Source organism: Paenibacillus sp. Marseille-Q9583 (assembly GCF_976954365.1).
In genome coordinates, this window is sequence record NZ_CDRJTB010000090.1 from 1 (window position 1) to 22155 (window position 22155).

General features: G+C 40.8%; 25 protein-coding genes. 3 read left to right on the forward strand and 22 right to left on the reverse strand.

Annotated elements, in window-relative coordinates; genetic code table 11:
- Window positions 1–533 (forward strand): PadR family transcriptional regulator (locus ACWNM1_RS27505; protein WP_449603454.1); only part of this gene is annotated, 533 nt, incomplete at its 5' end.
- A gap of 58 nt (window positions 534–591) precedes the next feature.
- Window positions 592–1410: an SDR family oxidoreductase gene (locus tag ACWNM1_RS27510; RefSeq protein WP_449603455.1), complete on the forward strand. Its 819-nt coding sequence runs from the start codon at window positions 592–594 to the stop codon at window positions 1408–1410.
- 105 nt (window positions 1411–1515) lie between these two features.
- On the opposite strand, the gene ACWNM1_RS27515 is transcribed toward ACWNM1_RS27510, so the two are convergent.
- From ACWNM1_RS27515 to ACWNM1_RS27525, 3 genes are all read right to left on the reverse strand, one after another.
- Window positions 1516–2424 carry a hypothetical protein gene (locus ACWNM1_RS27515; RefSeq protein ID WP_449603456.1) on the reverse strand — a complete coding sequence of 303 codons (909 nt, stop codon included), beginning with the start codon at window positions 2422–2424 and terminating at the stop codon, window positions 1516–1518.
- Window positions 2425–2766: 342 nt separating this feature from the next.
- The gene (locus ACWNM1_RS27520) at window positions 2767–4221 is read right to left on the reverse strand and encodes a DHA2 family efflux MFS transporter permease subunit (RefSeq protein WP_449603471.1); all 1455 of its coding nucleotides are present in this window, start codon (window positions 4219–4221) and stop codon (window positions 2767–2769) included.
- A gap of 49 nt (window positions 4222–4270) precedes the next feature.
- Complete coding sequence (locus ACWNM1_RS27525) at window positions 4271–4840, reverse strand: TetR/AcrR family transcriptional regulator (protein ID WP_341054449.1); 570 nt, start codon at window positions 4838–4840, stop codon at window positions 4271–4273.
- 162 nt (window positions 4841–5002) lie between these two features.
- On the opposite strand from ACWNM1_RS27525, the gene ACWNM1_RS27530 reads away from it, so the two are divergent.
- A complete protein-coding gene (locus ACWNM1_RS27530) occupies window positions 5003–5437 on the forward strand; it encodes a DUF4395 domain-containing protein (protein WP_449603472.1) in 435 nt (144 codons plus the stop codon).
- Window positions 5438–5440: 3 nt separating this feature from the next.
- Here ACWNM1_RS27530 and ACWNM1_RS27535 read toward each other — a convergent pair whose 3' ends face one another.
- The 19 genes from ACWNM1_RS27535 to ACWNM1_RS27625 form a co-directional block, all read right to left on the reverse strand.
- Window positions 5441–5974: a hypothetical protein gene (locus ACWNM1_RS27535; protein ID WP_449603457.1), complete on the reverse strand. Its 534-nt coding sequence runs from the start codon at window positions 5972–5974 to the stop codon at window positions 5441–5443.
- Between the two features lie 103 nt (window positions 5975–6077).
- Window positions 6078–6953 (reverse strand): serine/threonine protein kinase, encoded by an 876-nt coding sequence (locus ACWNM1_RS27540; protein WP_449603458.1) that lies wholly within the window; start codon window positions 6951–6953, stop codon window positions 6078–6080.
- 83 nt (window positions 6954–7036) lie between these two features.
- A complete protein-coding gene (locus ACWNM1_RS27545) occupies window positions 7037–7306 on the reverse strand; it encodes a PQ-loop domain-containing transporter (protein ID WP_076286400.1) in 270 nt (89 codons plus the stop codon).
- Between the two features lie 94 nt (window positions 7307–7400).
- A complete protein-coding gene (locus ACWNM1_RS27550; protein ID WP_449603459.1) occupies window positions 7401–8375 on the reverse strand; it encodes an ROK family protein in 975 nt (324 codons plus the stop codon).
- Window positions 8376–8481: 106 nt separating this feature from the next.
- Entirely contained in the window at window positions 8482–9990 is a 1509-nt protein-coding gene (pdxR, locus tag ACWNM1_RS27555) for a MocR-like pyridoxine biosynthesis transcription factor PdxR (RefSeq protein ID WP_449603460.1), read from the reverse strand.
- Between the two features lie 33 nt (window positions 9991–10023).
- A complete protein-coding gene (locus tag ACWNM1_RS27560) occupies window positions 10024–10335 on the reverse strand; it encodes an AzlD domain-containing protein (RefSeq protein WP_449603461.1) in 312 nt (103 codons plus the stop codon).
- On the reverse strand, window positions 10332–11075 hold the full coding sequence (locus tag ACWNM1_RS27565; protein WP_449603462.1) for an AzlC family ABC transporter permease: 744 nt from the start codon (window positions 11073–11075) through the stop codon (window positions 10332–10334). Before ACWNM1_RS27565 ends, ACWNM1_RS27560 begins: the two co-directional genes overlap by 4 nt.
- Before the next feature lie 147 nt (window positions 11076–11222).
- The gene (locus ACWNM1_RS27570) at window positions 11223–12326 is read right to left on the reverse strand and encodes a PRK06851 family protein (protein ID WP_449603463.1); all 1104 of its coding nucleotides are present in this window, start codon (window positions 12324–12326) and stop codon (window positions 11223–11225) included.
- A 91-nt stretch (window positions 12327–12417) separates the two neighbouring features.
- Window positions 12418–12873 (reverse strand): NUDIX hydrolase, encoded by a 456-nt coding sequence (locus ACWNM1_RS27575; RefSeq protein WP_427468699.1) that lies wholly within the window; start codon window positions 12871–12873, stop codon window positions 12418–12420.
- Window positions 12874–13020: 147 nt separating this feature from the next.
- Window positions 13021–13797 (reverse strand): (S)-benzoin forming benzil reductase, encoded by a 777-nt coding sequence (locus ACWNM1_RS27580; protein ID WP_449603464.1) that lies wholly within the window; start codon window positions 13795–13797, stop codon window positions 13021–13023.
- Window positions 13798–13957: 160 nt separating this feature from the next.
- Window positions 13958–14563 (reverse strand): thermonuclease family protein, encoded by a 606-nt coding sequence (locus ACWNM1_RS27585; RefSeq protein ID WP_449603465.1) that lies wholly within the window; start codon window positions 14561–14563, stop codon window positions 13958–13960.
- A gap of 168 nt (window positions 14564–14731) precedes the next feature.
- Window positions 14732–15910, reverse strand: coding sequence for an MFS transporter (locus tag ACWNM1_RS27590; protein WP_449603466.1), 1179 nt, complete (start codon window positions 15908–15910; stop codon window positions 14732–14734).
- Between the two features lie 82 nt (window positions 15911–15992).
- Entirely contained in the window at window positions 15993–16304 is a 312-nt protein-coding gene (locus ACWNM1_RS27595; protein ID WP_060624147.1) for an ArsR/SmtB family transcription factor, read from the reverse strand.
- A 47-nt stretch (window positions 16305–16351) separates the two neighbouring features.
- Window positions 16352–17305, reverse strand: a complete 954-nt coding sequence (mraY, locus tag ACWNM1_RS27600; protein ID WP_449603467.1) for a phospho-N-acetylmuramoyl-pentapeptide-transferase — start codon at window positions 17303–17305, stop codon at window positions 16352–16354.
- A 321-nt stretch (window positions 17306–17626) separates the two neighbouring features.
- Entirely contained in the window at window positions 17627–18256 is a 630-nt protein-coding gene (locus ACWNM1_RS27605) for a hypothetical protein (protein ID WP_449603468.1), read from the reverse strand.
- Window positions 18257–18368: 112 nt separating this feature from the next.
- Window positions 18369–19112: an ABC transporter permease gene (locus ACWNM1_RS27610; protein ID WP_449603473.1), complete on the reverse strand. Its 744-nt coding sequence runs from the start codon at window positions 19110–19112 to the stop codon at window positions 18369–18371.
- Between the two features lie 48 nt (window positions 19113–19160).
- Window positions 19161–19910 carry an ABC transporter permease gene (locus tag ACWNM1_RS27615; RefSeq protein ID WP_042193809.1) on the reverse strand — a complete coding sequence of 250 codons (750 nt, stop codon included), beginning with the start codon at window positions 19908–19910 and terminating at the stop codon, window positions 19161–19163.
- A gap of 127 nt (window positions 19911–20037) precedes the next feature.
- Entirely contained in the window at window positions 20038–21093 is a 1056-nt protein-coding gene (locus ACWNM1_RS27620; RefSeq protein WP_449603469.1) for an ABC transporter ATP-binding protein, read from the reverse strand.
- A 78-nt stretch (window positions 21094–21171) separates the two neighbouring features.
- On the reverse strand, window positions 21172–21951 hold the full coding sequence (locus tag ACWNM1_RS27625) for a GTP cyclohydrolase II (RefSeq protein WP_449603470.1): 780 nt from the start codon (window positions 21949–21951) through the stop codon (window positions 21172–21174).
- Window positions 21952–22155 lie beyond the last annotated feature (204 nt).

Here is a 22155-nt window from a genome sequence, read left to right on the forward strand (position 1 = left end):
TGAACAGTCAGGATGTTATTTTAGGCATGCTTATGAAAGAATCGAAGACTGGTTACGAAATAAAACAGTTATTGGAGGATGTATTCTCTAATTTCTATAGTTCTAGTTATGGAACGATTTATCCCACACTTGCTCGCATGGAAAAGGAGGGTTTGATAACTAAGGAAAATGTGCAGCAGGCAGGTAAGCCTAATAAGAATCTTTTAAACATCACGGATGAAGGAAGAGATAGTTTTAACTCCTATTTACTTGCCCCACTAGAAGCCGACAGTATTAAGAAATCTGATTTTATGATGAGGTTATACTTTGGTGAATTTGTTGGGTATGACAAGGTTATTCTTTGGTTGAAACAAGTACAGGAGGAATCACAACATAAGTTAGATCAGTTACTTGAGCAGTATTCACTTCATAAAGATGAAATGCATCCAGCACAGATCATCTGTATCCAAATTGGCATTGAAGAATATAAAGCAAAACTCAAAATCATTGCCAAAGGGTTATCAAACATGGAGCAGTTAGTACTTACGAAGTAAGTTTTGTACGAACCAAGTAAACATGTAACACTCAGAAAACTTTTAGGAGGAATTGTTAATGAAAACAATATTTATAACGGGTGCTTCGTCTGGCATTGGGAGAACTACAGCAAAGCATTTTGCTGAAAGAGGTTGGAACGTCGTAGCCACTATGCGTTCACCTGAACAAGAAAGTGAACTTATTACACTTGATAATGTATTGGTTTTACAGCTTGATGTTGAGAAATCAGATACGATTCAATCAGCGTTAGCGGAAGCGATTAAGCGGTTCGGTAAAATTGACGTGCTTCTCAATAATGCTGGTTATGGAACAATGGGTCTTATTGAAGTAGCTACAGATGAGCAGATCAGAAGACAGTTTGAAGTGAACGTGTTTGGTCTTATTAGTATGACTAAAGCCATATTGCCACATTTTAGATCGAATCAAGATGGTTTACTGATCAATATCTCTTCTATGGGAGGGAAAGTAACCTTTCCTACGATGTCTCTGTATCATTCAACTAAATTCGCCGTAGAAGGTTTTTCTGAATCCGTATCTTATGAATTAGCATCACAGAACATTAAAGTTAAGTTAATTGAACCTGGTGCTATTCAAACGGACTTTGGTGGAAGATCGATGGAGTTCTTTTTTAATGATGCATTAACAGATTATAAACCCTTTACTACTGCTTTTTTGGGTAAATTGGGTGAGATGGAAAAACAGCCCACCTATGCTTCACCTCCAGAAATTGTTGCGGAAACTATATATCAAGCCGCCACAGATGGGACAAGTCAATTCCGGTACATTGTTGGAGAAGATGCAAAGATGCTCATTCATATGAAAGAAAATACAGATGAAGCAGAGTATCTGACTAATATAGCCCAGCATTTTTCTTAAAAAGAAATAAGGAAGAACATAATCAAATCTTCAAAAAAAGAAGCAGTTCAACATGGTGTTGAATCGCTTCTTTTAATTAGGTTATTCTATTTTGATTTCAACCGACTATTTTGATTTTAAGGTCTCATCTATGAATTTTTTCACTTCAGGTGTGAATTTATTATTTGTTGAATCAAGTACTTTCAGCAGCTTTTCTAAAATCGCAATGATTTTACTATCACCAGTGGCATTCTTCACCGCGGCTTCATAGGCTTGTCTAACTTCTGGATTGATTACTTGCTGATCATCACCATATGCACCAGTGTTGTTAGCTCCGTACAATAAATAGCCTGTCGCTTCTTGGAGGTGTTGCTTAATAGCTGTTGTCCGGTTGGAAGAAGGATATTTGGTTACAAAGTTCTCCATCGCAAGCACTCTATTCGTTAACTCCGTCCAGCTAATCGCAACTGCCCCATCACGTACACTCGGATTATTGGTCTCAGTAGCCATAATATCAATGTAAGCAGCGATATCCTTCGAAAGATATGGTTTAAAAATCTTGAAGCTCTCATAATTCATGGTTGGATAATACATACCCTCACTGGTCTTCAATTGATACCCTTTATTTGAGCCTTCAATTAATACGTTGGACACTTTAGAATCTTTGATCGCATTTAGTAGATCCGTATACTTAAGACTTTTGCTTTTAATATATACAGTATTTATGGCCTTCTGAACATTGTCCGGGTAAACCTTTTCTGCGTATACACGCAAATGCGCGTTCTGTGCATTCTCAAGCTGTAGCATCATCTTTGTCGCAGTCAAAGTATCCACTTCATCGATATGATTAATCAAATAATTGCGTGCGTGAGCAAGAGATGCCGGCTTTTGTAGATACTGTTGGAATAACTTATAGACGTTTGTAGTTTCTTTCGAGGATGCGGCAGCTACAGTATTCGTATGAATACTACCAATACCACCTACAGAACCTAGTGCAATAGCAACGCTTAACAATCCAACTTTTTTCCAGTTCATTGAAAACTCTCCTCAAGTCATTTATTTAATTGAATAAAATAATCATAAAAATGAGAATCACTTATAACTAACTCGACACCAACGCTTGGCATATATTTCAGATGATTATTTAAACATTGTTCGGAGTACTCACTCGAGTTAGCATTTATTTCCCTAGCGACAAAAGCTACTATACTCCGTTTATTTAGGATAATCAAATATCAATTTTGTCATAAAAAAATAAAATTCCCTTCGACCCAACAGTGAAAAGTCATAAAATCATGAGCTTTTCTCCACTTTTTCGTAGGAGGATTTTTCAAATTGTTAGAAGTTCGACTCTCTTTTAACTGGTTATCTTAATGATTAATGCATTGTAGTTTTGATCTTATGATCAACGACTACTCTTTTCACGAAGAACGCAAGGATTAGACCTACAATTGCCATACTCATTCCGAAAATAAATGCATTTTGTACACCTTGCGTGAATGCAGGCAACATATTAGCTGGATCTGCTGGATCGGCCACAGTCTTCATATAACTCTTAGAACCTGCGGACATAATGCTGACTGCTAATGCAGTACCGATCGCACCAGCAACCTGCTGCAATGTATTCATGATCGCTGTACCATCTGGATATAATTCTAACGGCAGCTGGTTAATTCCGTTGGTTTGTGCAGGCATAAATACCATCGACACACCAATCATAAGCGTGCTGTGAAGTACGATTACGAATACGACCGTAGAAGCAACAGTAATACTGGAGAAGAACCACAAAGCAGTAGCTGCAATAATTAGACCCGGAATAACGAGCCATTTGGGACCGTATTTGTCAAACAGACGACCCATGATTGGGGACATCAATCCGTTAATAATCCCCCCTGGAAGTAGCAGCAAGCCTGCCTTGAACGCTGTATACCCTTGACCCTGTTGAAGATACATTGGAAGAATCAACATGGATGACAGAATAACCATCATACAAATAAATACCATTGCCACACCAATGGAGAACATTGGATATTTAAAAGCACGCAGATTAATCATAGGCTGCTTCATCTTCATTTGGCGCAAACCGAACAATAAGAGTGATACCACACCTACTACTATAGCTATGATCACTTTAGGACTTCCCCATCCGGCTTCTTCACCAGCGCTGCTGAAACCAAACACGATCCCACCAAACCCGATTGAAGATAACACTATGGAGAGGATGTCGATCTTCGGCTTCGTAACCTTCGTTACATTCTGCATGAAGAGGATCCCGAATATCAATGCGATCACCAGGAATGGCAGTGACAGCCAGAAGATCCAGTGCCAGCTAAGGCTTTCAATTAGAAGACCGGCAATAGTAGGACCGATCGCTGGCGCTACCATGATAACCAAACCGATCATCCCCATCGCAGCCCCACGTTTTTCAGGAGCAATGATGATAAGGATAGTATTGAACATTAGTGGTAATAGCAGCGCAGTACCCATTGCTTGTACCACACGAGCTGTTAAAAGGAACTCAAAACTAGGCGATACTGCAGCTAGAAATGTTCCAAGTATTGAAAAACATAATGCAGCAACAAACAACTGTCTAGTCGAGAACCACTGAAGCAGCATACCCGAAATCGGTACTAGAATTCCAAGTGTAAGCAGATAAGCCGTCGTTAACCATTGTGCTGTTGCTGGAGTAATTTGGAGGACATTCATAAGATCACTTAAAGCTACATTTAGTGCGGTTTCACTGAACATTCCGATAAATCCTGCAAGTAGTAAAGAGACTAGAATCGGAATGGTTTTAAACTTCTTTACTTCCTTTTGTTGCTTTCCTTGCATAGTTGCTTCCACTCTTAATCCCCCTGATGTTCTTATCTATTGTCTATCTCTAACCAAGTATTGCTGGGATAATCTTCGCCGCCGCGAGAAGCGGCTGTTCATCCCGTAAAGTCAGCGTCTGGAGAAGCGCTCCTTCAAATAATGAGACTATTACTGAAGCCTTATCGGCTGCAGTGTTACTCTCCACACCTTCTTCCAGAAGGCGTTTCTTGATCACATCCTGCAAATCCATAAACACAGATTTACATGCAGTTCGCAGCTCCTCACTAATACAAGAGGTCTCCGCCGCTAACCAAAAACTAAATGGAACAATCCCCTCAAATGAAGATTCCACTGCATCCATAGCCATGCCTAGAATAAATTCCTCCATTGCTTCAGCTGCACTATTGCTGCTCTCTATATGACAGTTCAGTTTCTGAGCGACTGTTAGACTAGTCCGGTTAATGCATGTTAAAGCCAGCTCTTCTTTACCGTGGGGGAAGTAATAATAAAGAGATCCCTTCGGTGAATCGCTGTCTTTAATAATCTGATTTAGTCCTGTTGCATGATATCCCTGAGAAAAAAATAATTTCGAAGCGGTGTCCAGAATCGCCTCACGCGTATTCGGCTTGTTCGACAAGCTGACACTTCCTTTGCATTATAACAATTGGTCTACATAATAAAACCATATTTTTAAGAGATATGTCAACATATAAATTACTTAAATTCAAAGTAATCTACTTCCCATTCCCTCAACCTCAGCGTATACTATAATTATTCCAATGAGAAAGGTGTGAATAAAATGCATGTCGTGCCCAAAGGAATTCCAGGACCATTAGTAAAGACTAATCAGGCGTTTATCGTCATTTCTGTAATATTGACATGGCTAACAGGACAGCACTGGATTCTTGCGCTGCCCTTGTTTGCCGGATTGCTCGGACTTTTGTTCGATTATAATCCCATCATTAAACTGGCTGCTAAGTTTCTGACACAAGAACGTTCGCACTATGTACTCGAAGACTGGTCACAGCAACAGTTTAACCAAACGATTGCTGTCTTCTGCCTCACAGGTGGTCTGATCAGCTTCATCGCGGGGTGGACGATTGCTGCCTATATTTTCACAGCGCTAGTTGCAGTGGCAGCCACTGTTGCGATACTTGGTTTTTGCATCGGATGTTTTATCCATTATCAGTGGAGAATGTACAATTACAGACGTAAACAGAGCAGCACACATTAAATCTTAATCTTTCTGTTCTCCAACAACATCCCAGCGATGGCGAAATTTTAGTAGCCTTGGATGAAGTGATGAAGGTGCAGATGGCAACAATAAGCGGATCTTTACAATCCACTCTTCAAAAGAGGAGTAAGACGCAAACTGATTCGCCACCTCAGGTGTTAAATACAGAAAAATCGGCGAAGGATAAATTTCAACAAGATGCCGAAGCGCAGAATCAAGCGGAGTATATTTCTTTCGCTTTCCCTCCAAACTCTCTACCGTGATGAAGCTAAGTCCTTGCTCCCTCTTCCATTCATGCAGCCGGTCCTCACGCTTATAATAAGCGCTCACCGGCTCTTTGGTCATCCGTCTCACCGTTTCTTCATGAAGCGGATATAGCACTAGCTTAGTGAATCGCCGATCGGTGGCCGTTTTTGCCGCGATTACAAGCTCCTGATCTGTTATATGTTCAAAAGAATCGTAAAACACTAACGTCCCTTTACGTTGTTCAACCGGTGGCTCATAGCCGTAGGGAACATGCTGAATGTCTCTTTTCAATGAAATCCCTCCTGCTTGTTCTATTTATAAATCATATCATGTGACAATAGCAGGGCTATCATTCTTATCTTGCAGCTTAAGCAGTTCTCACTTCCCACCCGCCTCAAACAATTCCCGCTTTATCCCAAGCTAATTTAAATTCCGCTACACTCTGAAACCGCTGCTCACGCTCCAGGCTAACCGCCCGTAAAGCAATATCGTAGTGCGCTTGGCTTGCTTCCCATTTTTCAAACGACCGGTCGGAGGCTCCTCCTAAAAGAACAAATGCTGTTGCACCCATATTGAATACATTGGTAACTTCATCAATCGGTGCACCCAAGATAAACTCTTCCGGTGACTTGAATCTCGATGAGCCCCAGAAGTTCTCTCCCAGGTCATTTACAGTTGGCTTAGGTCTATAAAAATCAATATCACAAATCCTTGTTTCATCGTTCGCGAAATTATAAAGAATACTTCCATCGTAAAAATCGACAGCGACATAACCCTGCAACTCAACATGTTCATGAAACGCAAAGATTACGTCTAAGGACGCTAAACGTTTTTCAATAGATAGTTGCTTATAACGGTAAAAAGGCGATTCCGGATGGTTCAACTTAGCTTCTCCCGCAAACAGCCAATGCGAATGCAAACATTCACCTTCAAACCATTCAAACACCGCTGCATATCCCACTCCAACTTCAAAATGTGACACCAGATAGATCAGCGCTTCAGATTCAAGCTCATTATATAACGGAATAGCTTTAATCAAATTATCAACAGCATCCGAGGGGTTCCCATCGTAAGTCAAAGGCTTTGCACCAGCAAATTTCACAAAATACTTCTGACCCTCCTTCTCCACACCAAAAGAAAGATTTCCAGAGTCCTGCTGATCGAACACTTTGAACACCCTACCAAGCTTTGACAGCCAAGAAAACTCACTAGGCTCTTGCAATTGAAAAGTTACTGCATCGATTTCGTATGTAAAATATTTTTCGCTCAAATGTACCTCCTAATTCACTAACCTAAGTTAGTTCTATTTTCATTAATATTCCGGCGATGGTTGATTCTTGTTCTTAACTTCAATCATGATCTTGCTCGATATTTAAGCACTAGAATAATAACCAGCAACACAACACATAAGGACATCGTATTCGTAATCAAAAAAGCTAAACCTACTCCCGTAACAGCCAAGCTTATCGCGTATGCTTCCATTAGACTAATTCCGAGCAGCATAAGTAAATACGACTTCAAATTTAAATCGGCTACGGATTTTGATTTGAGGATTTGAATTATTTGAGGAATCCATCCCAAAGACAGGATCACCCCACCTATTAATTGCATGATTGCAAACATATGAGCACCTCCACGGATTTTATTACTGTTGTATTCCGGGCGGCTCCATCTGGTTCCATTCTATGTCAAAATAAAAATAACAAGCAACGTTCAGTTAATCTGCTTCATGGAGCTTACCAAATGCATAAGAGGCGGCACCAATCGTTCCGGCCCGACTCCCAAGCTCTGCTTGAACAATTTCACACTTACTGCCGGATAGCTTCAACGCATGCTGACTTACAGTTTCTCTTACAGGTTGGAGCAACTTATCGCCCGCTGCTGCCATCCCCCCACCTACAATAATAAGATCAGGGTTGAGCATATTCACTACATTCGCTAATCCAAAGCCAAGTATAGTCCCTGTCTCCTGCATGACCTCCATAGAGAGAGCGTCTCCGAGTTCGTAGGCTTCAGATATCATTAGCGCGGTAATTTGCTCTTCTTGATTATTTGTCCAGGTCTGAATCATGCTGGTTCGGCCTTCCTTCAGCTTCTCTTTAAAAGTGTTCACCATGCCAAGCGCGGAGACATATCGTCCCAAGCAGCCCGAGCTCCCACATTTACAAGGTCGTCCGTTCCTGTACATATTCATATGCCCAATTTCACCAGCGCTAAAAGACGTGCCGTAGATTACTCTCCCGTTGTTCACAATACCCGATCCTAAACCCGTTCCCAAAGTAATCAGAACTAGATTGTTATAACCTCTGCCTGCACCTTGCTGCCATTCTCCATACAGATTAACCCTTACATCGTTATCAATGAAAATAGGGAAATCATAAAACTGCTTCATCTCGTCAACAACATGTACTTGCTCCCACCCCGGAAAATTTGGCGAGAAAAAAGAAATGCCCTCTACCGGATCAAGTAATCCGGGTACTCCGATTCCCATACCTTCTACTAAATCAAACGAAATATCCGCTTCAACCGTAATCAGACGAACAGCTTCTCTAATCCGTCCCAGTACATGTGATGGACCTTTAGCTGCCTCTGTAGGTGTAGATATTTCTTTTACAGCTATAAAATCGAAATCGTAAATTCCTGCTTTGATATTCGTTCCGCCGAGATCAATTCCTATAATGTAGCGTTTCATAAGAACCTCCAGAATTAGAAATAACTTCACCTTTTATTATGAATGTCTGAAGGCTGAAACTATAGAGGAAACATACAAGTTATATGATAAAGTTCCAACATTTCTATTACAAATGACTACTACTAACTTTCGCTTCTACTTCGGCTAACATCAGTCTGTTCACACCCATCTTAATCTGATTCTCAGTAAGATTAGAATAGCCTAGTAGAAACACAGGTCCCTTAGGTTTACTCTCCAGAAAATAAGAAGATGCAGGATATACACGAACTCCGTAACGGAGCGCCACTTCAGCTATACGATTCTCTTCGGCATCCGACTCCAGCTCAATCAGTAAGTGCAGCCCCGCTTCCTCGCCATAATATCGCACACGACTCCCAAATTCAGTATTCAAGCTGTTTACGAGACAGGCCCTACGAGAGGCATACAGCTTACCCATTTGTGTAACATGCCTTGCATAGTGACCATTCTGTATAAATTCAGCTAACGCTTCCTGATCCAAAGCAGAAGACATGCGATCTGTAATCCATTTAACAGCTAAAAAAGGTTGAAGCAAAGCCGGAGGTAACACAACATAACCTATCCGCAGAGAAGGAAATAATACTTTACTAAAGCTACCTACATAAATCACTCGACCCTCAACATCAAGACCAGCAAGCGCGGATAATTTCGGACCCTCGTACCTATATTCACTGTCATAATCGTCTTCAATAATAAAAGCATGATTAGCTTTCGCCCAATCCAACAGCTGAACTCTTCGTTTCAAGGACAGTGTCGTCCCAAAAGGGAACTGGTGAGAAGGCGTAACATAGACTAGCTTTGGCGATTTTTTAAGATTACCTTCTTTATCGTTATCACTGTTTGTTTGGATCTCTTCTACACAGATGCCATCTTGATCTACTTTAACAGGTATGACCTCTACCCCAGCAAAAGAAAATATTTCACGCACAACGCTATGTGATGGATCTTCAACAATGACTTGATCACCTTTAAATAAGAAAATCCTCGATAAAATGTCAAGAGCTTGCGTAGCTCCAGAAGTAATCACGATTTGTTCTGGAACAACGGGCATAGACCGCGTGGAACGTAATAAACGAGCAATTTCTCGGCGTAGTCCCAGGGAACCCTCCGCAGGGCCATAGCCTAAAGTATCCGGTGAAGCGCGACGGCAAGCATTCATTAGAGCTTTTTGCCATTGATCCATAGGAAACGCATCCCAAGCAGGTACACCATGTCGAAAATCGCAAAATACTGGGTTCAAATGATCAACTTCTCTAGTAGAAGGAGGATTAAGCGTAAGGATATCAGGTCCCTTCGTTATAAAATTGTAAGGGCTCTCATAATCTTTTGTAACTTTCTCCTCCAACGTCAACTCCGCAATAAACGTTCCCGCCCCTTTTCTCATCTCCAGATACCCTTCTGCCTGTAGTAGCTCATAGGATTGAAGGACCACGCTTCTGGATACTCCAAGCTGATTGGCCAAAGTTCTAGACGGAGGCAGGGGGTCCCCCCCGCTTAAAGCTCCTGAATGGATAGCATTTCGAACTTGCTCGTAAATTTGACGGCTAAATGGTATCTGTCGTTCTTTATCGAGTGTGATCAGCAAATCATGCTTCATAAGAGGTCCTCCCCTTCTGTTCCGACTTTTGTTTTAAAAATATAGGGTTAGCATTTTTACGAGTATTGCTGCGGAAACAGAGCCTAGAATCACGAAGAGCAGCGGAATTTTTCTAATTAATACCAGTATAACAGCGACAGTCCCTGATGCGATACCCACAAGATTAACATCTGGGTCTACCTGAATGATTCCAGGTACCGTTAACGCACTAAGAACCGCTACAGGCAAATACTCCAGCAGCGCTTGGACTTTGGAAGAACCATTCGTATGGTTCGTAAGCAGTAAAGGCACAAAACGAAATAAAAATGTAATAACAGCCATACCTATGATGATTAATATAGTCATACGGATACCCCCTTCTCCGCTTTGACTTGCCCTTTAATTAAGGAGCCCACTGCCATGCCGATCAACATAGCTATAAGAATCGAAGAGTTTCCCAGCAAAGGGTTCAGTAGCCAAGATGATCCTGCAGCTGATATACATATAGCCATATTCCGTAAGCTGCCTTTCAATTGAGGTACAACAAGTGCAATTAGTAAGGCATATAATGATGTGTTTAGCGCCGGTAAATATAAAGCTGGGATATAGGAGGCAAGGGTGATCCCCGAAGCTGTTGCTATCAGGTTAGCGACATAGGGAGGGATTTGTAGGCCTAGCAGATAAGGAAGTCCTAAGGGCTGGTTCATTTTTTCATTCTCCGCTTTACGATTTTCTTCTTCTCGAGGGATCATACTAACGGCATATACCTCTTCAGTTAAACTGAACCCAATCCAAGTTCTCGCTAGTACACTGATGTTACGATTTAACTGCCCTCCAAAGGATAAACTGATAAACAAATATCTTAAGTTAATGATCAGAGTAAGCAGTAAAATCACTGGAGCGGCTGCTCCAGCGGCAAGCATTTTTACCCCGATAAATTGACTAGCCCCCGCAAATACGAGCGCTGACAATAAGAATACTTCCATACTTCCTAGACCTAACCCCTTACCGACCAATCCAAACGTAAAGCAAGCTGGGATAAACCCTGCAACAATTGCGATAGAATCTTTTAGCCCTGTTCTAAACATTACTTTCTGATCATTCATAAGTTTCTCTCCCTTATCGTTGTTACTAGAGAGAGCATACTTGGTTACAGTTCCAGTGGAAATAACCACATTGGTGCGTATGTACCATACCAATTTCTTTTTTCACAAAAAAAGACCGCCCTCTAGAGAGCGATCTAAAATGTAGGTTTAAACCTCCAGTGGACTTTCAACAATCTCGTTGATTTCCTCTAAAATCTGCGATTTAATCTGGTCTACTCGATCAAAATTCAGGGTAGAAGTATAGATTTGCTTTAATGCACCTAGGAATACTTTTGCGTCTGTAAGATGTTGTGTGGATTGTTTCATGGTACTCGAATATCGCTCTTTAATGCCGGCTATAGCTTCGGAATATTCTTCATCTGTACCAGGCAGTATACAGCGGGAATACATATCGACGATCTCGTCGGTTACCCGATCTGGGTAGTACTCATGTGGAGCCGTACTATCAAAAATAGCAAAGCCAAGTTCACGCACAATAATCATATCAAGGCTATTAGGATCGAAGCCACAGTGGTAAATCTCAACATCGAAACCACGTTTGATGCCTTCAGCCGCTATTTTCTTCAACAGTGTAGATTTTCCGGAGCCCGCACGTCCTTTAACCAGATATCTTTTTAGTCCTGAGGTTAGATTAGGAACAAAATCCACGGCCCCCTTAGGTGTCGCCGCACCTAAAAAACGATGATCTACCCGGCTGGATTTTTCAGATTTCTGATCACCATACAAAAGCTTAATATACTCCTGTGTCAGCTCGTCGGCTGCTTGAAAATCCATTTTCGCGATATAAATGGCTTCCCATTCGTCATGAATGCGAAGAGCTTCAGCAAAGCCAGCATAAGCCAATTCATGTTCTTGTTTAATGGCTCCGACTAAATTATCGATTTCCAACTTCTGCTGGCACAACTGGAACTGATCAGCGGCCTGCTCCAAATCTACGAATACGATGGACTCTTCAGGCAGTTCAGGGTTTATTACTCGCGGAGCTGTTCCATCCACTATTCCTATATTTAATTTGGGAATAATCACACCGTCGAATGAATCGTTATCTGATGCAGTGTGGATGAACCAGATCTCATAACCTTGTTGATTCAACTGCTCTCCAATTTCTCTAATCAGTTTGGTCTGCCCCGTACCTGGGCCTCCTTTTAAAACATATAGACGCGTTAAATTTTGCAATGACGACTCATAGAGGCTGTAAAAGCCGTGAGCCGTATTCCCGCCAGCAAAGAAATTGAGGATTGTTCCGTTCATAATCGCACACCTTTCCGGGCTAATGTCATGGTTCATATTTCATCGTATTATGGTTCCCTGGGAAAGGTGACACTTTAAGTGAGATGTGATCTTACTTCATAAAACGATCCATAAATCTCTTAATGACTGGAACATCAGGAGGTGACAACTCGCTAGGCAATTCTCCATAATTAAAAAAACGGACTTCTTGCACTTCAACTCCATCTTCTTTAAGCGCACCGTCAAATTCCGTACATAGATAAGCGGCTACAACATTATATACTTCATCACCGTTTGGATATTTGTAATAAAGCTCTTGTCCAGAAAACATGTCGAACAATTCAAGTTCCTTGGCCTGTAAACCTGTCTCCTCAAAAAGTTCCCTTTTAGCCACCTCTTCCAAAGTCTCCCCAAGCTCCATCGAGCCACCTGGCAACCCCCAGCAACCGTTGTCCGTTCTACGTTGTAATAGTAATTGCTGCTCGCTACACAACAAAACACAGGCTCCTGCCATAATAAGCGGCCTGGTACCTACTAGTTTTCTTAGCTCCATAATATAATTGCTCATTTAACAGAACCCTCTCTCCTTAATGGCTTATATTTCTTTGTTCTTTTCCAAAAATTCATCTTTAGTAATCCAGATCCGATCATCATCCAGCCAATAATAACTGCTGTTATCTATATCTCGCATAATCCCCTCGGAAAGCTAGTTGTTTTATTCTGCAGATACACCTAAATGTTGTGTAAGCTTTGAATAGTCGTAAATATCCACAACTGCTCCATGTTCAAAATCAGGTTTAAACAAAAACTCAATGATATGTTGTGCTGTTTCCTGTGGTGTTGTGAGCATCCCAGTTTCCTTAACCACCTCAAATATCTCTGCTGATGGAAATGTTGATCTATCCTGGCTTCTAGCCTCTTTTTGCAGATTGGTATCAATCATTCCTGGCCAGATCGATATAATTCCAACTGGTGTTTTAGAGGGATTCTGTTCTAGTCCCACACATTGTGAAAAAACATCTAACCCTGCTTTTGCTGCTGAATACAGACTCATTCCAGGATGATGATTCTTAGCAGAAGAGGATGATATATTTAAGATCCTTTTGTCGATTAGAAGACCATTCGTATGCTTTATAAACATTGAGGTTAGTATAATGGGAGCTAATAAATTCACATTTATATTTCCCGTTATTTCATCAACCCTAGCTGTATCAATAAATGAGACAGGAGCAATCATTGAAGCGTTATTAATAAGGTAGATTCCCTCCGCTTTTGACACGTCAATAGAATTGAAAATACTCCCCATCAGAGATTCAATCAGATGAATGTGATTCAAATCAAACTCATAGTAGGTTATATTACTACTTTTGCTCACTAAACTCTCATTTCTTTCACGTGAGATACAAAACAGATAGTGATCAGGAGAGACTAATTGTTCTGCTATTGACTCTCCAATTCCTCTTGAAGTCCCTGTAATAATGAAGTATTTCATAAGGGCAATCCTCCTCGAATTGTAACCTGATACTAATACCAACTACTAGAGTATCCCATTTAAAGAATCGCCTTGTCAAATACATCCATTCTGTGTATGTTCTCCCTAATATAAAAAAAGCTACCTCATGGTAGCTCTATAAATCCTGATTACTATATGTTTATTTCGTTTTTGGAACATGAAAACCATTGTTTTGCGCGTAATTTTCAATACTCCAGATGCCGATTCCCTGCTCTCTTGCTTTATCCTGAATAGCTCTAAATTGATCTACATATTTCGTATTAGGTGCAAATACATATGCCACACGTGCATAACCCTGCTCTAGCAGAAGCTCATTAAACATTTTGCCATCAATATAGAGATAACAGAGTAGACGACCATATTTATCTCGTTCTGATACATCTAGTTCAATTTGCACATCTTTATTGGTAAGTATCTTTTTGGCATAATCAGAGGCTTCTATCGAAAATGGCTGTGGCTCAGGAATGTTCGGATTAACGGATTCAGGGGTATCGACTAGTAGCAATCGTACTGTTTCTTTTTTAGAGTCGATAGTCAGCTTCATGGTGTCACCGTCAACTACCCGTGTTACCTTAGCATCTAATAAACGTCTGTTGTCCTCTTGTGTATTCTTTGCCGTAGGGCTAGGACTGGATGGAGATGGAGCTTGATCTGGAGTAGACTGCTCGGCGAAAGTGCAAGCGGTAGCTGTTCCGAGTATGAGGGTGATGGCTAAGCAGATTTTTATTAGATACGTTTTACTCATGGATAAACCTCTTTCTTTTACATATGTAATAGCTTCATGGGGTCTAATTAAAATAAAGCAAAACAATGAAAAATACAAGTCTGTAGTCCTTAATAATAGAAAAAGCGACAGCTTTGTACCGGAGAAATAGATACTTGGCTATCGCTATTTTAATAAATTCAATCTCCGTTAATCACCCAGTTTAGCTTCTGCTACGTTTAAGTTAGAAATTTTTATTTTGATTATGATCGATAAGAAAGCAAGCAGGGAAAAAATAATCCCAATCCAAATGAGTTCATGTATACCTGAGCGAGAAATAAACCAACCACCGATAGAAGTACCTATTGTAATTCCAAGATTGGAGAATGAAATAAACAAGCTGTTACCGAATTCGGGAGCTTCTTTCGTCTCGGTCGTTAACCATGCTTGACTGATAATGAGTCCGCCGGAATGCACTGCCCCCCAAATGATTATGATAATAACCATTGGAATGAAATAAGATCCTAGATAATAAACGAAGAAGTAAGTTACCGCATATAACAGAGGAAACATGATGACGGTCTTTGGAATGCTTTTATGTAAAAGGCCCCCAAATAAAAAATTCCCAAAAATCATGACTATACCAAAGGCCATTAACATGATACTAATCCATGACCCATTCATATGTGTTACTTGACCAAGATACTCAGCAAAGTAACTATATACAGAAAACATCGCTGCAAAGATAAAAATAACTGTCACAATATTTAACCATAATAGGGGTTTGCGTAATATCCCAAGCTGCTTGCCATAAGACATTTTTTCTTTAACAGGCATAGAAGGAAGCCAAGCGAGTATCCCTAAAAAGGCAATTATACTTACAACAGCACCAAACAGGAAAGCAACCTCTAAAGATATTTTGTCCGCGAGATAAGAAGTCAAAGGCACACCAAAAGCAAACCCGACTGTGATTCCGGCGAAAACCTTTGTAACTGCTTTAGTACTCTTTTCTGGCGGGACAAGTTGAGCAGCGGTCACAAGAGCAACTGAAAAAAAGACGGGATGAAATATAGCAGGAATAACACGGAAAATCAGCATTACTTCAAACATAGTTGTATAAGCGTACACAACATTTGAAATTGCAAAAATAAGTACAGCCGTTAATAGAATAACTTTACGATTAATACCAGAAGCCAGTAATGTTAGAAATGGACCAGAAATGGCAACGACTAAAGCAAATATACTTACAAGCCATCCAGTCTGTGAAGTCGATATATTAAATTTTTGAGTGATCTGCGGTAGAACACCTATAATCCCCATTTCGGTAGTGATAATACCAAATACACCTAAAGCCAGAATAATGATAAGCAACGGGTTAATCTTTTTCATTTTTAAAATAATCCTCCATTCATATTCACATATACAGATTTGTAGATATGTATTATCAAAAAAAAGTCTTCCCTCCTCTCATTTATAGTTTCTGTTTAATATACTCGGAAAATTCCTGAATTGTCTTCTCATTCCGACGATAGTACGTCCACTTCCCAATTCGCTCAGATTCCAACAAACCAGCTTTTTGCATAGTCAATAAATAGCTCGAGATAACAGACTGTGCAAGTCCCGCTTTAGCTTGAATATCTCCCACGCATATTCCAGTTCGAAAACTTAGGCCTTGTTGTAAATAAGGCTTCTCATCAAAGAATTCCTCCGGAGTTTTTAACCACATCATAATTTGACTACGTGTCTCGTTAGACAAAGCTTTAAATATCACTAAAGGTTCCATGAATTTCATTATATCTACTTTTATAGATTTGTAAATATAAAAGTTATTTAGTGCATGAGATATTTCCAAATCAACCAGCAAAGCAGTACGGACATCCACGAAATGAAACCAAATATCATCACGATTTTGTTTTCGCTCCATCCGTATTTTAAACTGAAATGGAAATGGATCGGAGCCATTCGGAACAGCCGCAGCTTTGTTCGTTTGTAGTACCAAACTTGTAAAATGACCGATAACTGCTCCGCAAAATAGACAAAAAACAAAATTGGAAGCAAAAGCTCAACCTTCTCAATGACAGCCAAAATGGAAAGAGAGCCACCAATCGCCAGTGAACCTGTATCGCCCATGAACGCTCTTGCCGGATAAATATTATAAAGGAAAAGCCCAAGCAGACAGCCAATCATGACAAGGGAAAATGTCTGCACTTCAGGTTTGTCCGAAATCATAAAAAAGAAAAAATACGTTGGAATGGCCACATTGATCAGTAGCCCATCAAGACCGTCCGTAAAATTGATGGCATTTGCGGAGCCCACCACAAACAGCAAAATGATTCCGACATAAAGGTACAAAGGCAATTGCAAATAGCGCCCTTGAAATAACTCAATATCGCTCGTCAGGCCGAACGAATGGAACAATACATACAAAATGGTTCCAGTAAAAATAAATTGTAACACTAGTTTTGAGCGACCGGTTATGCCGGACGGATTTTGCCAAAAAGCCTTTTTGAAATCATCCAGAAATCCGACTGAGCTGAACAACAAAAACGTGACGCATAAGAGTAACATTAGAGGTCCGGGATGAAACTGTAACGAGATCGCTATCCCGATAAACAGGACCAACCCTGCCATGAGCGGTGTACCACGTTTGGCCTGATGATCCGCTGGTAACTCGGAGCGAATCGGCTGCGTTAGCCCCAGCCTTTGTAGCGTCCAGATCAACAGCGGCGTAAACATCGCCACTAGAAGAAAAGACAGGCCGGAAATAGCCATAATTCCAAACATATAACAAACTCCCCTCTTTGAAAAGCATCATTTTAACACTTCCACTCCAAATACTCTTTCTCTGGAATCTAACTCACACTCACAAAATTGTTTTGAGAGTTATTAAGATCGCTTGAATTATGTAGAGTTTTATCCTTCTCACTTGTATCTTTAGTAAAATGATATATGTAAATAAAACTTTGATAAAGAGAAAGTATTTTGTTTTTATTTCCTATTTTTGCTCCTCATTAAGAAATACTTCCGTTCAATAAATAAAGGACTGCCTATCGGCAGCCCTTTATTTATTCCGCATCCCCCTTTGTTTTCAAAATCGATAATTACCTAAGAGTCTAGCTCTGCTAACTCCTGAAGGATTTGCTCAATATCACCATCGGGATTTAACGCTTTGATCATCTCTTTCGTAATGGCTGCCCCCTCATAAACTTGTGCAACAATCTCTAAGGGGAGTGTAAGTTCAAAATAACCTTCGGCAAATTCCACAAAATCCTCTGCTGTGCGGAAAATAGTTCCTAGCAAAAAGTCCGAACCATCTTCTGTTCCCGCTGGAATCTCTACCTTCCCCTTCTGCCACGTCAAGTCATTATCTTCACGCCAAAAACAAAAAGTAACATCATCCTTAGCTATCGCCTCATCTTCCAGTAAAGACAATAGCGAGGTTGGAACCTCTTCATAGATTCCTGGCCAAACTTCATGTTCGTCACGCGCATATGGACTTACTTCGGACTCATGATCAAATCCTTTTATTATCGTTCCTTGAGGTGTAAAAATAATAAACAAATTATCGCCTGAGCCATTATCGATCGATGCTAGAGAAACATTCTTATCAAATTTAGAATCAAAACTATGATAGCGAAGCCATTCCTCTGGACATAAGACAATATTTAGAGAAGCAAGTATTTTTAAAAGTTTATTTAAGTATTCGGGTGCTGGTAAAGTATCTAACACATTCATCTATGATTCCTCCCCATTGTAGTTATTAATAATTTTAGCATATTCATGAATTTGGAGTGAAAAAAAGACTACCCGAAGGTAGCCTTTCCAACTTATCAAAACACTAGCTTAATTAAGACCCCGCACCTTTATATCTTCGTACGCCATAACTCCAGGCTAACAGACCAATCCCAAGGAATATCGCACCTACAACTGGTGTCATTAGCGCAAGGCTCGTCATTTCTTCACGCTGCAGGAAGAGCGCTGCTGGATAGACTCCGACGAATGCAAACGGGATAACCCAAGTTAAAAGTACCTGAATAGCACGATTGTAAATCGTTACCGGATAACGGCCATAGGTTTGAATATTGTACATTAGAGGAAGAATACCCGTTGGTGCATCGGAATAGAAAGACAATGAAGTCAATGTTGTATAAATACCAGTATATATGGCGACGGCACTTAACGTAAGAATGATCAGAGCCGGTATCGTCCACCATTCAAAGGGAAGACCCAGATTGCTGCCACTGATGGCCATAATAATAATACCTATGAATGAGCCCATTAGTGCTGGTGGATCAACATTTTCCAAAAAAATCTGGAACAGATTATGCGCCGGACGTGTCAAAATACGGTCCATCTCACCTTTGACGATATAACGCTCACTGAATCCCCATAGATTTACAAAACAACTAAACACCCCAAAAGGCACCATAAAGAATCCATAGACGAACACTACTTCGTTCTGATTCCAGCCGCCAAGGCTATCCGTATGCATGAAGATTACCAGTATAAAGATAAAGTTTGTAGCCTGAAAGAGCAAATCTGATACGACCTCTACCCAAAAATCGGCGCGATAGGTGAGCCGGGACTTCATATAGTTTTTAATATATTCAATTAATAATCCAAGGTAATACACGTTTCCTCAACCTCCCTGCACGAAGAGACGCTGCCGCGCCGCATGATATAACCAGACAATCGGAATCAGTAAGGCCAGGAACCATACGATCTGTATCCCCAGTACATTCCAAATCCCAACCCCTTGCACCCGTCCTGTAAATACAGAACCTGGCAAGTAAGTAATCGCCTGAAACGGCAGCACCTTAAGTATAGAAGATAGCCAGTCAGGAAACAGACTGATCGGCACGATCAGACCGGAGAACAGATCAACAATTACCCGCTTCATACGCATCATGCCCTCATTATTCTCAACAAAGAAAGCCGAGAGCCCCGTAATAATATTGATCTGTGAATTAATCAAGAAGCTGAAAAAGAGCATTACAAGAAAACCCGCCCAAGCAGATGGTGCTGTTGGTAATTGAACCGGGAACAACAACATCGCTATAGCCATACCCGGAATCATAAACAAGAGAAAGCGGAACATTCCCTCTCCGAGTCCTTGCATCATTTTGACTAAGACATAGTTATAGGGCCTTATAAACTGGATGGCGATACTTCCATCACGAATATCCGTAGAGATCTCGCGGTCTAGGTTATTAAAATAAAAGGCGCGAGCCATCCACGACACAGCAACATATGATGTCATTTGCGTTGCGGTAAAGCCACCAAGTGAATCCCCATTACCATAGATGGCCATCCAAGTGAAATAGTTAACCCCAATATTCAGTGAATAGATAAGAATACCTGAGTAGTAGTTAATCCGATAAGCAAGCATGGTAAGGAACCGGATCCGTATAAAATCTAAGTACGCCCCAAATAGTAATCTACGACTATTCTCTGGAGGACCACCTGAAGACGAACCTCCTGAGGACGAGGACATAGCTGTTGCAGCATTAAGCTTATCAGACATGTAAAGCCTCTCTTTCGTCCTTCAGAGCGGCAGCTTGTTTCTCTGGTTTATCCGCAGACCCGGATTGATAAATACTGCGAACAATATCGTCTGTATTCGTCTCAATGATTTTGATATCAGTAATGTCGGCTTTCCCTACTACCCGTCCCAAAACATCCGATACATTTATATCCAGCGGTATCCAAACCGATGCTCCAAGATCGTTCTCTGCAGACCAAGTAACCGGCATCCCTTCAGTCCAAAGCTCAAGCAATTGCCGTTTCGTTGCATTTCCGAATTGAAATTGAACTTCACGTCCGGTTCCCCAGCGCTGTTTCAGATCTTCAAGTCCGCCGTCATAAATAATTCGACCATCGTCAAGCATAATCACCCGCGAGCAAAGGGCTTCAATATCTTGCAGGTCATGTGTAGTCAACAGTATGGTTGTTCCATGCTCACGGTTCATATCTTTAAGGAATTCACGGATCTCTGACTTCACCACAATGTCTAAACCAATGGTTGGCTCGTCCAGAAATACAATCGAAGGGTTATGAAGTAATGCTGCGACTAATTCACAACGCATCCGCTGACCGAGACTGAGCTTACGAACAGGACGATTCAGTAGTTCTTGCAACTGCAATCGTTCGACCAATTCATCCAGCCGTTTCTTGAAGTCTTGTTCAGATACCCGGTATACCTTGCGCAGCAGCTGGAAGGATTCAATGACCCCAATGTCCCACCATAGCTGGCTGCGTTGCCCGAACACCACACCGATATTCTTTACGAATTTCTCGCGCTCCAAATAAGGAACATAACCACCCACCGTTAGATTTCCTGAAGTGGGTACGAGAATACCCGTGAGCATTTTGATCGTGGTTGATTTCCCAGCACCGTTCTCGCCGATATAACCACAAATCTCACCTTCGGGAATGGAAAAGGAAATATCCTTCACAGCAGTTACTTCCGTATACTCCCTTTTAAACAAATCAGCGAAGGCCCCTTTGAGACCTTCGCGGTTTTTTTGTACTTTGAATGTTTTGCGTAAGTCTTGTACTTGAATAGCAGTCATATTGTACCTCACTAAGCTTAAAGTTGGGTTCCAGTAACCCATTATAATTGAAGAAGTGCAAAAGCACTACCTCAATTTTTACTTAGCCAGTCTTCCTACAATTGGATTCGCTTCTTTCACTGCCTCTAAATGTCCTGAACGAGCCACTTTGGTGCGTAAGTATTTCTCGTTAAAAGAAGATACATCTCCCCACAGCGGTACTCTTTTCACAGCATTCATACCTGCAGTCTTGAGAGCTTCCAGTTTCTTCGGATTGTTCGTAATTAACGTGACTGGTTTATGACGTAGATGTTGTAGAACGCTAATCGCTTCTTCATAATTTCTTGAATCATCAGAAAAACCCAGCTCTAAATTAGCCTCAACTGTATCGTATCCTTCTTCTTGTAAAAGATACGCTAAAGATTTGCTAAACAGTCCAATGCCTCTACCTTCATGGTTAGCAAGATAGAATAACGCACCTGAACCGTGCTCTACGATCATTTTCATGGACTGGTGCAGTTGGAAGCCACAATCACAACGTTTGCTGCCAAAAATATCGCCGGTATGACAAATGCTGTGCATCCGAATCAATGCTTCATCTGAGCCTTCGAAATCACCATATACTAAAACACTGGATTGCTGACCATCTGCGAGGCTCATGGATGGTAACTTTGAAATCAAAGCGGCTGTTCCTTCACTATTATCACTAAGAAGCTCTGCATCCGTAGTGTTCAGCCAGTTGTACCATTTAAAAGTAACAGTCTCTCCGTCTAAATTCACGGGTAAAGTAATCGGTCCAACTAATATATTTGTACTGTTTTCTAAAGGAATTCGAGTAATTTTATTTTGTAGGATAGAAATAATATCTGGTTTAATCATAGGTACACCTTCCTCAATGTCCATCGATGCTTAGTAGTAGCTAAACTTAAGGATCGTATATTAGTTAAAATACTTTCTCTTATACTCATCTCCGAGCCCACGAGACGGACTCCTATCTCGTATGCCGTCTTCTGCTTGAAAAAAAAAAAAAAAATCACCTTTTCTATCACTCTGCATATATGTTCAAGCTGTACTACAGGCATC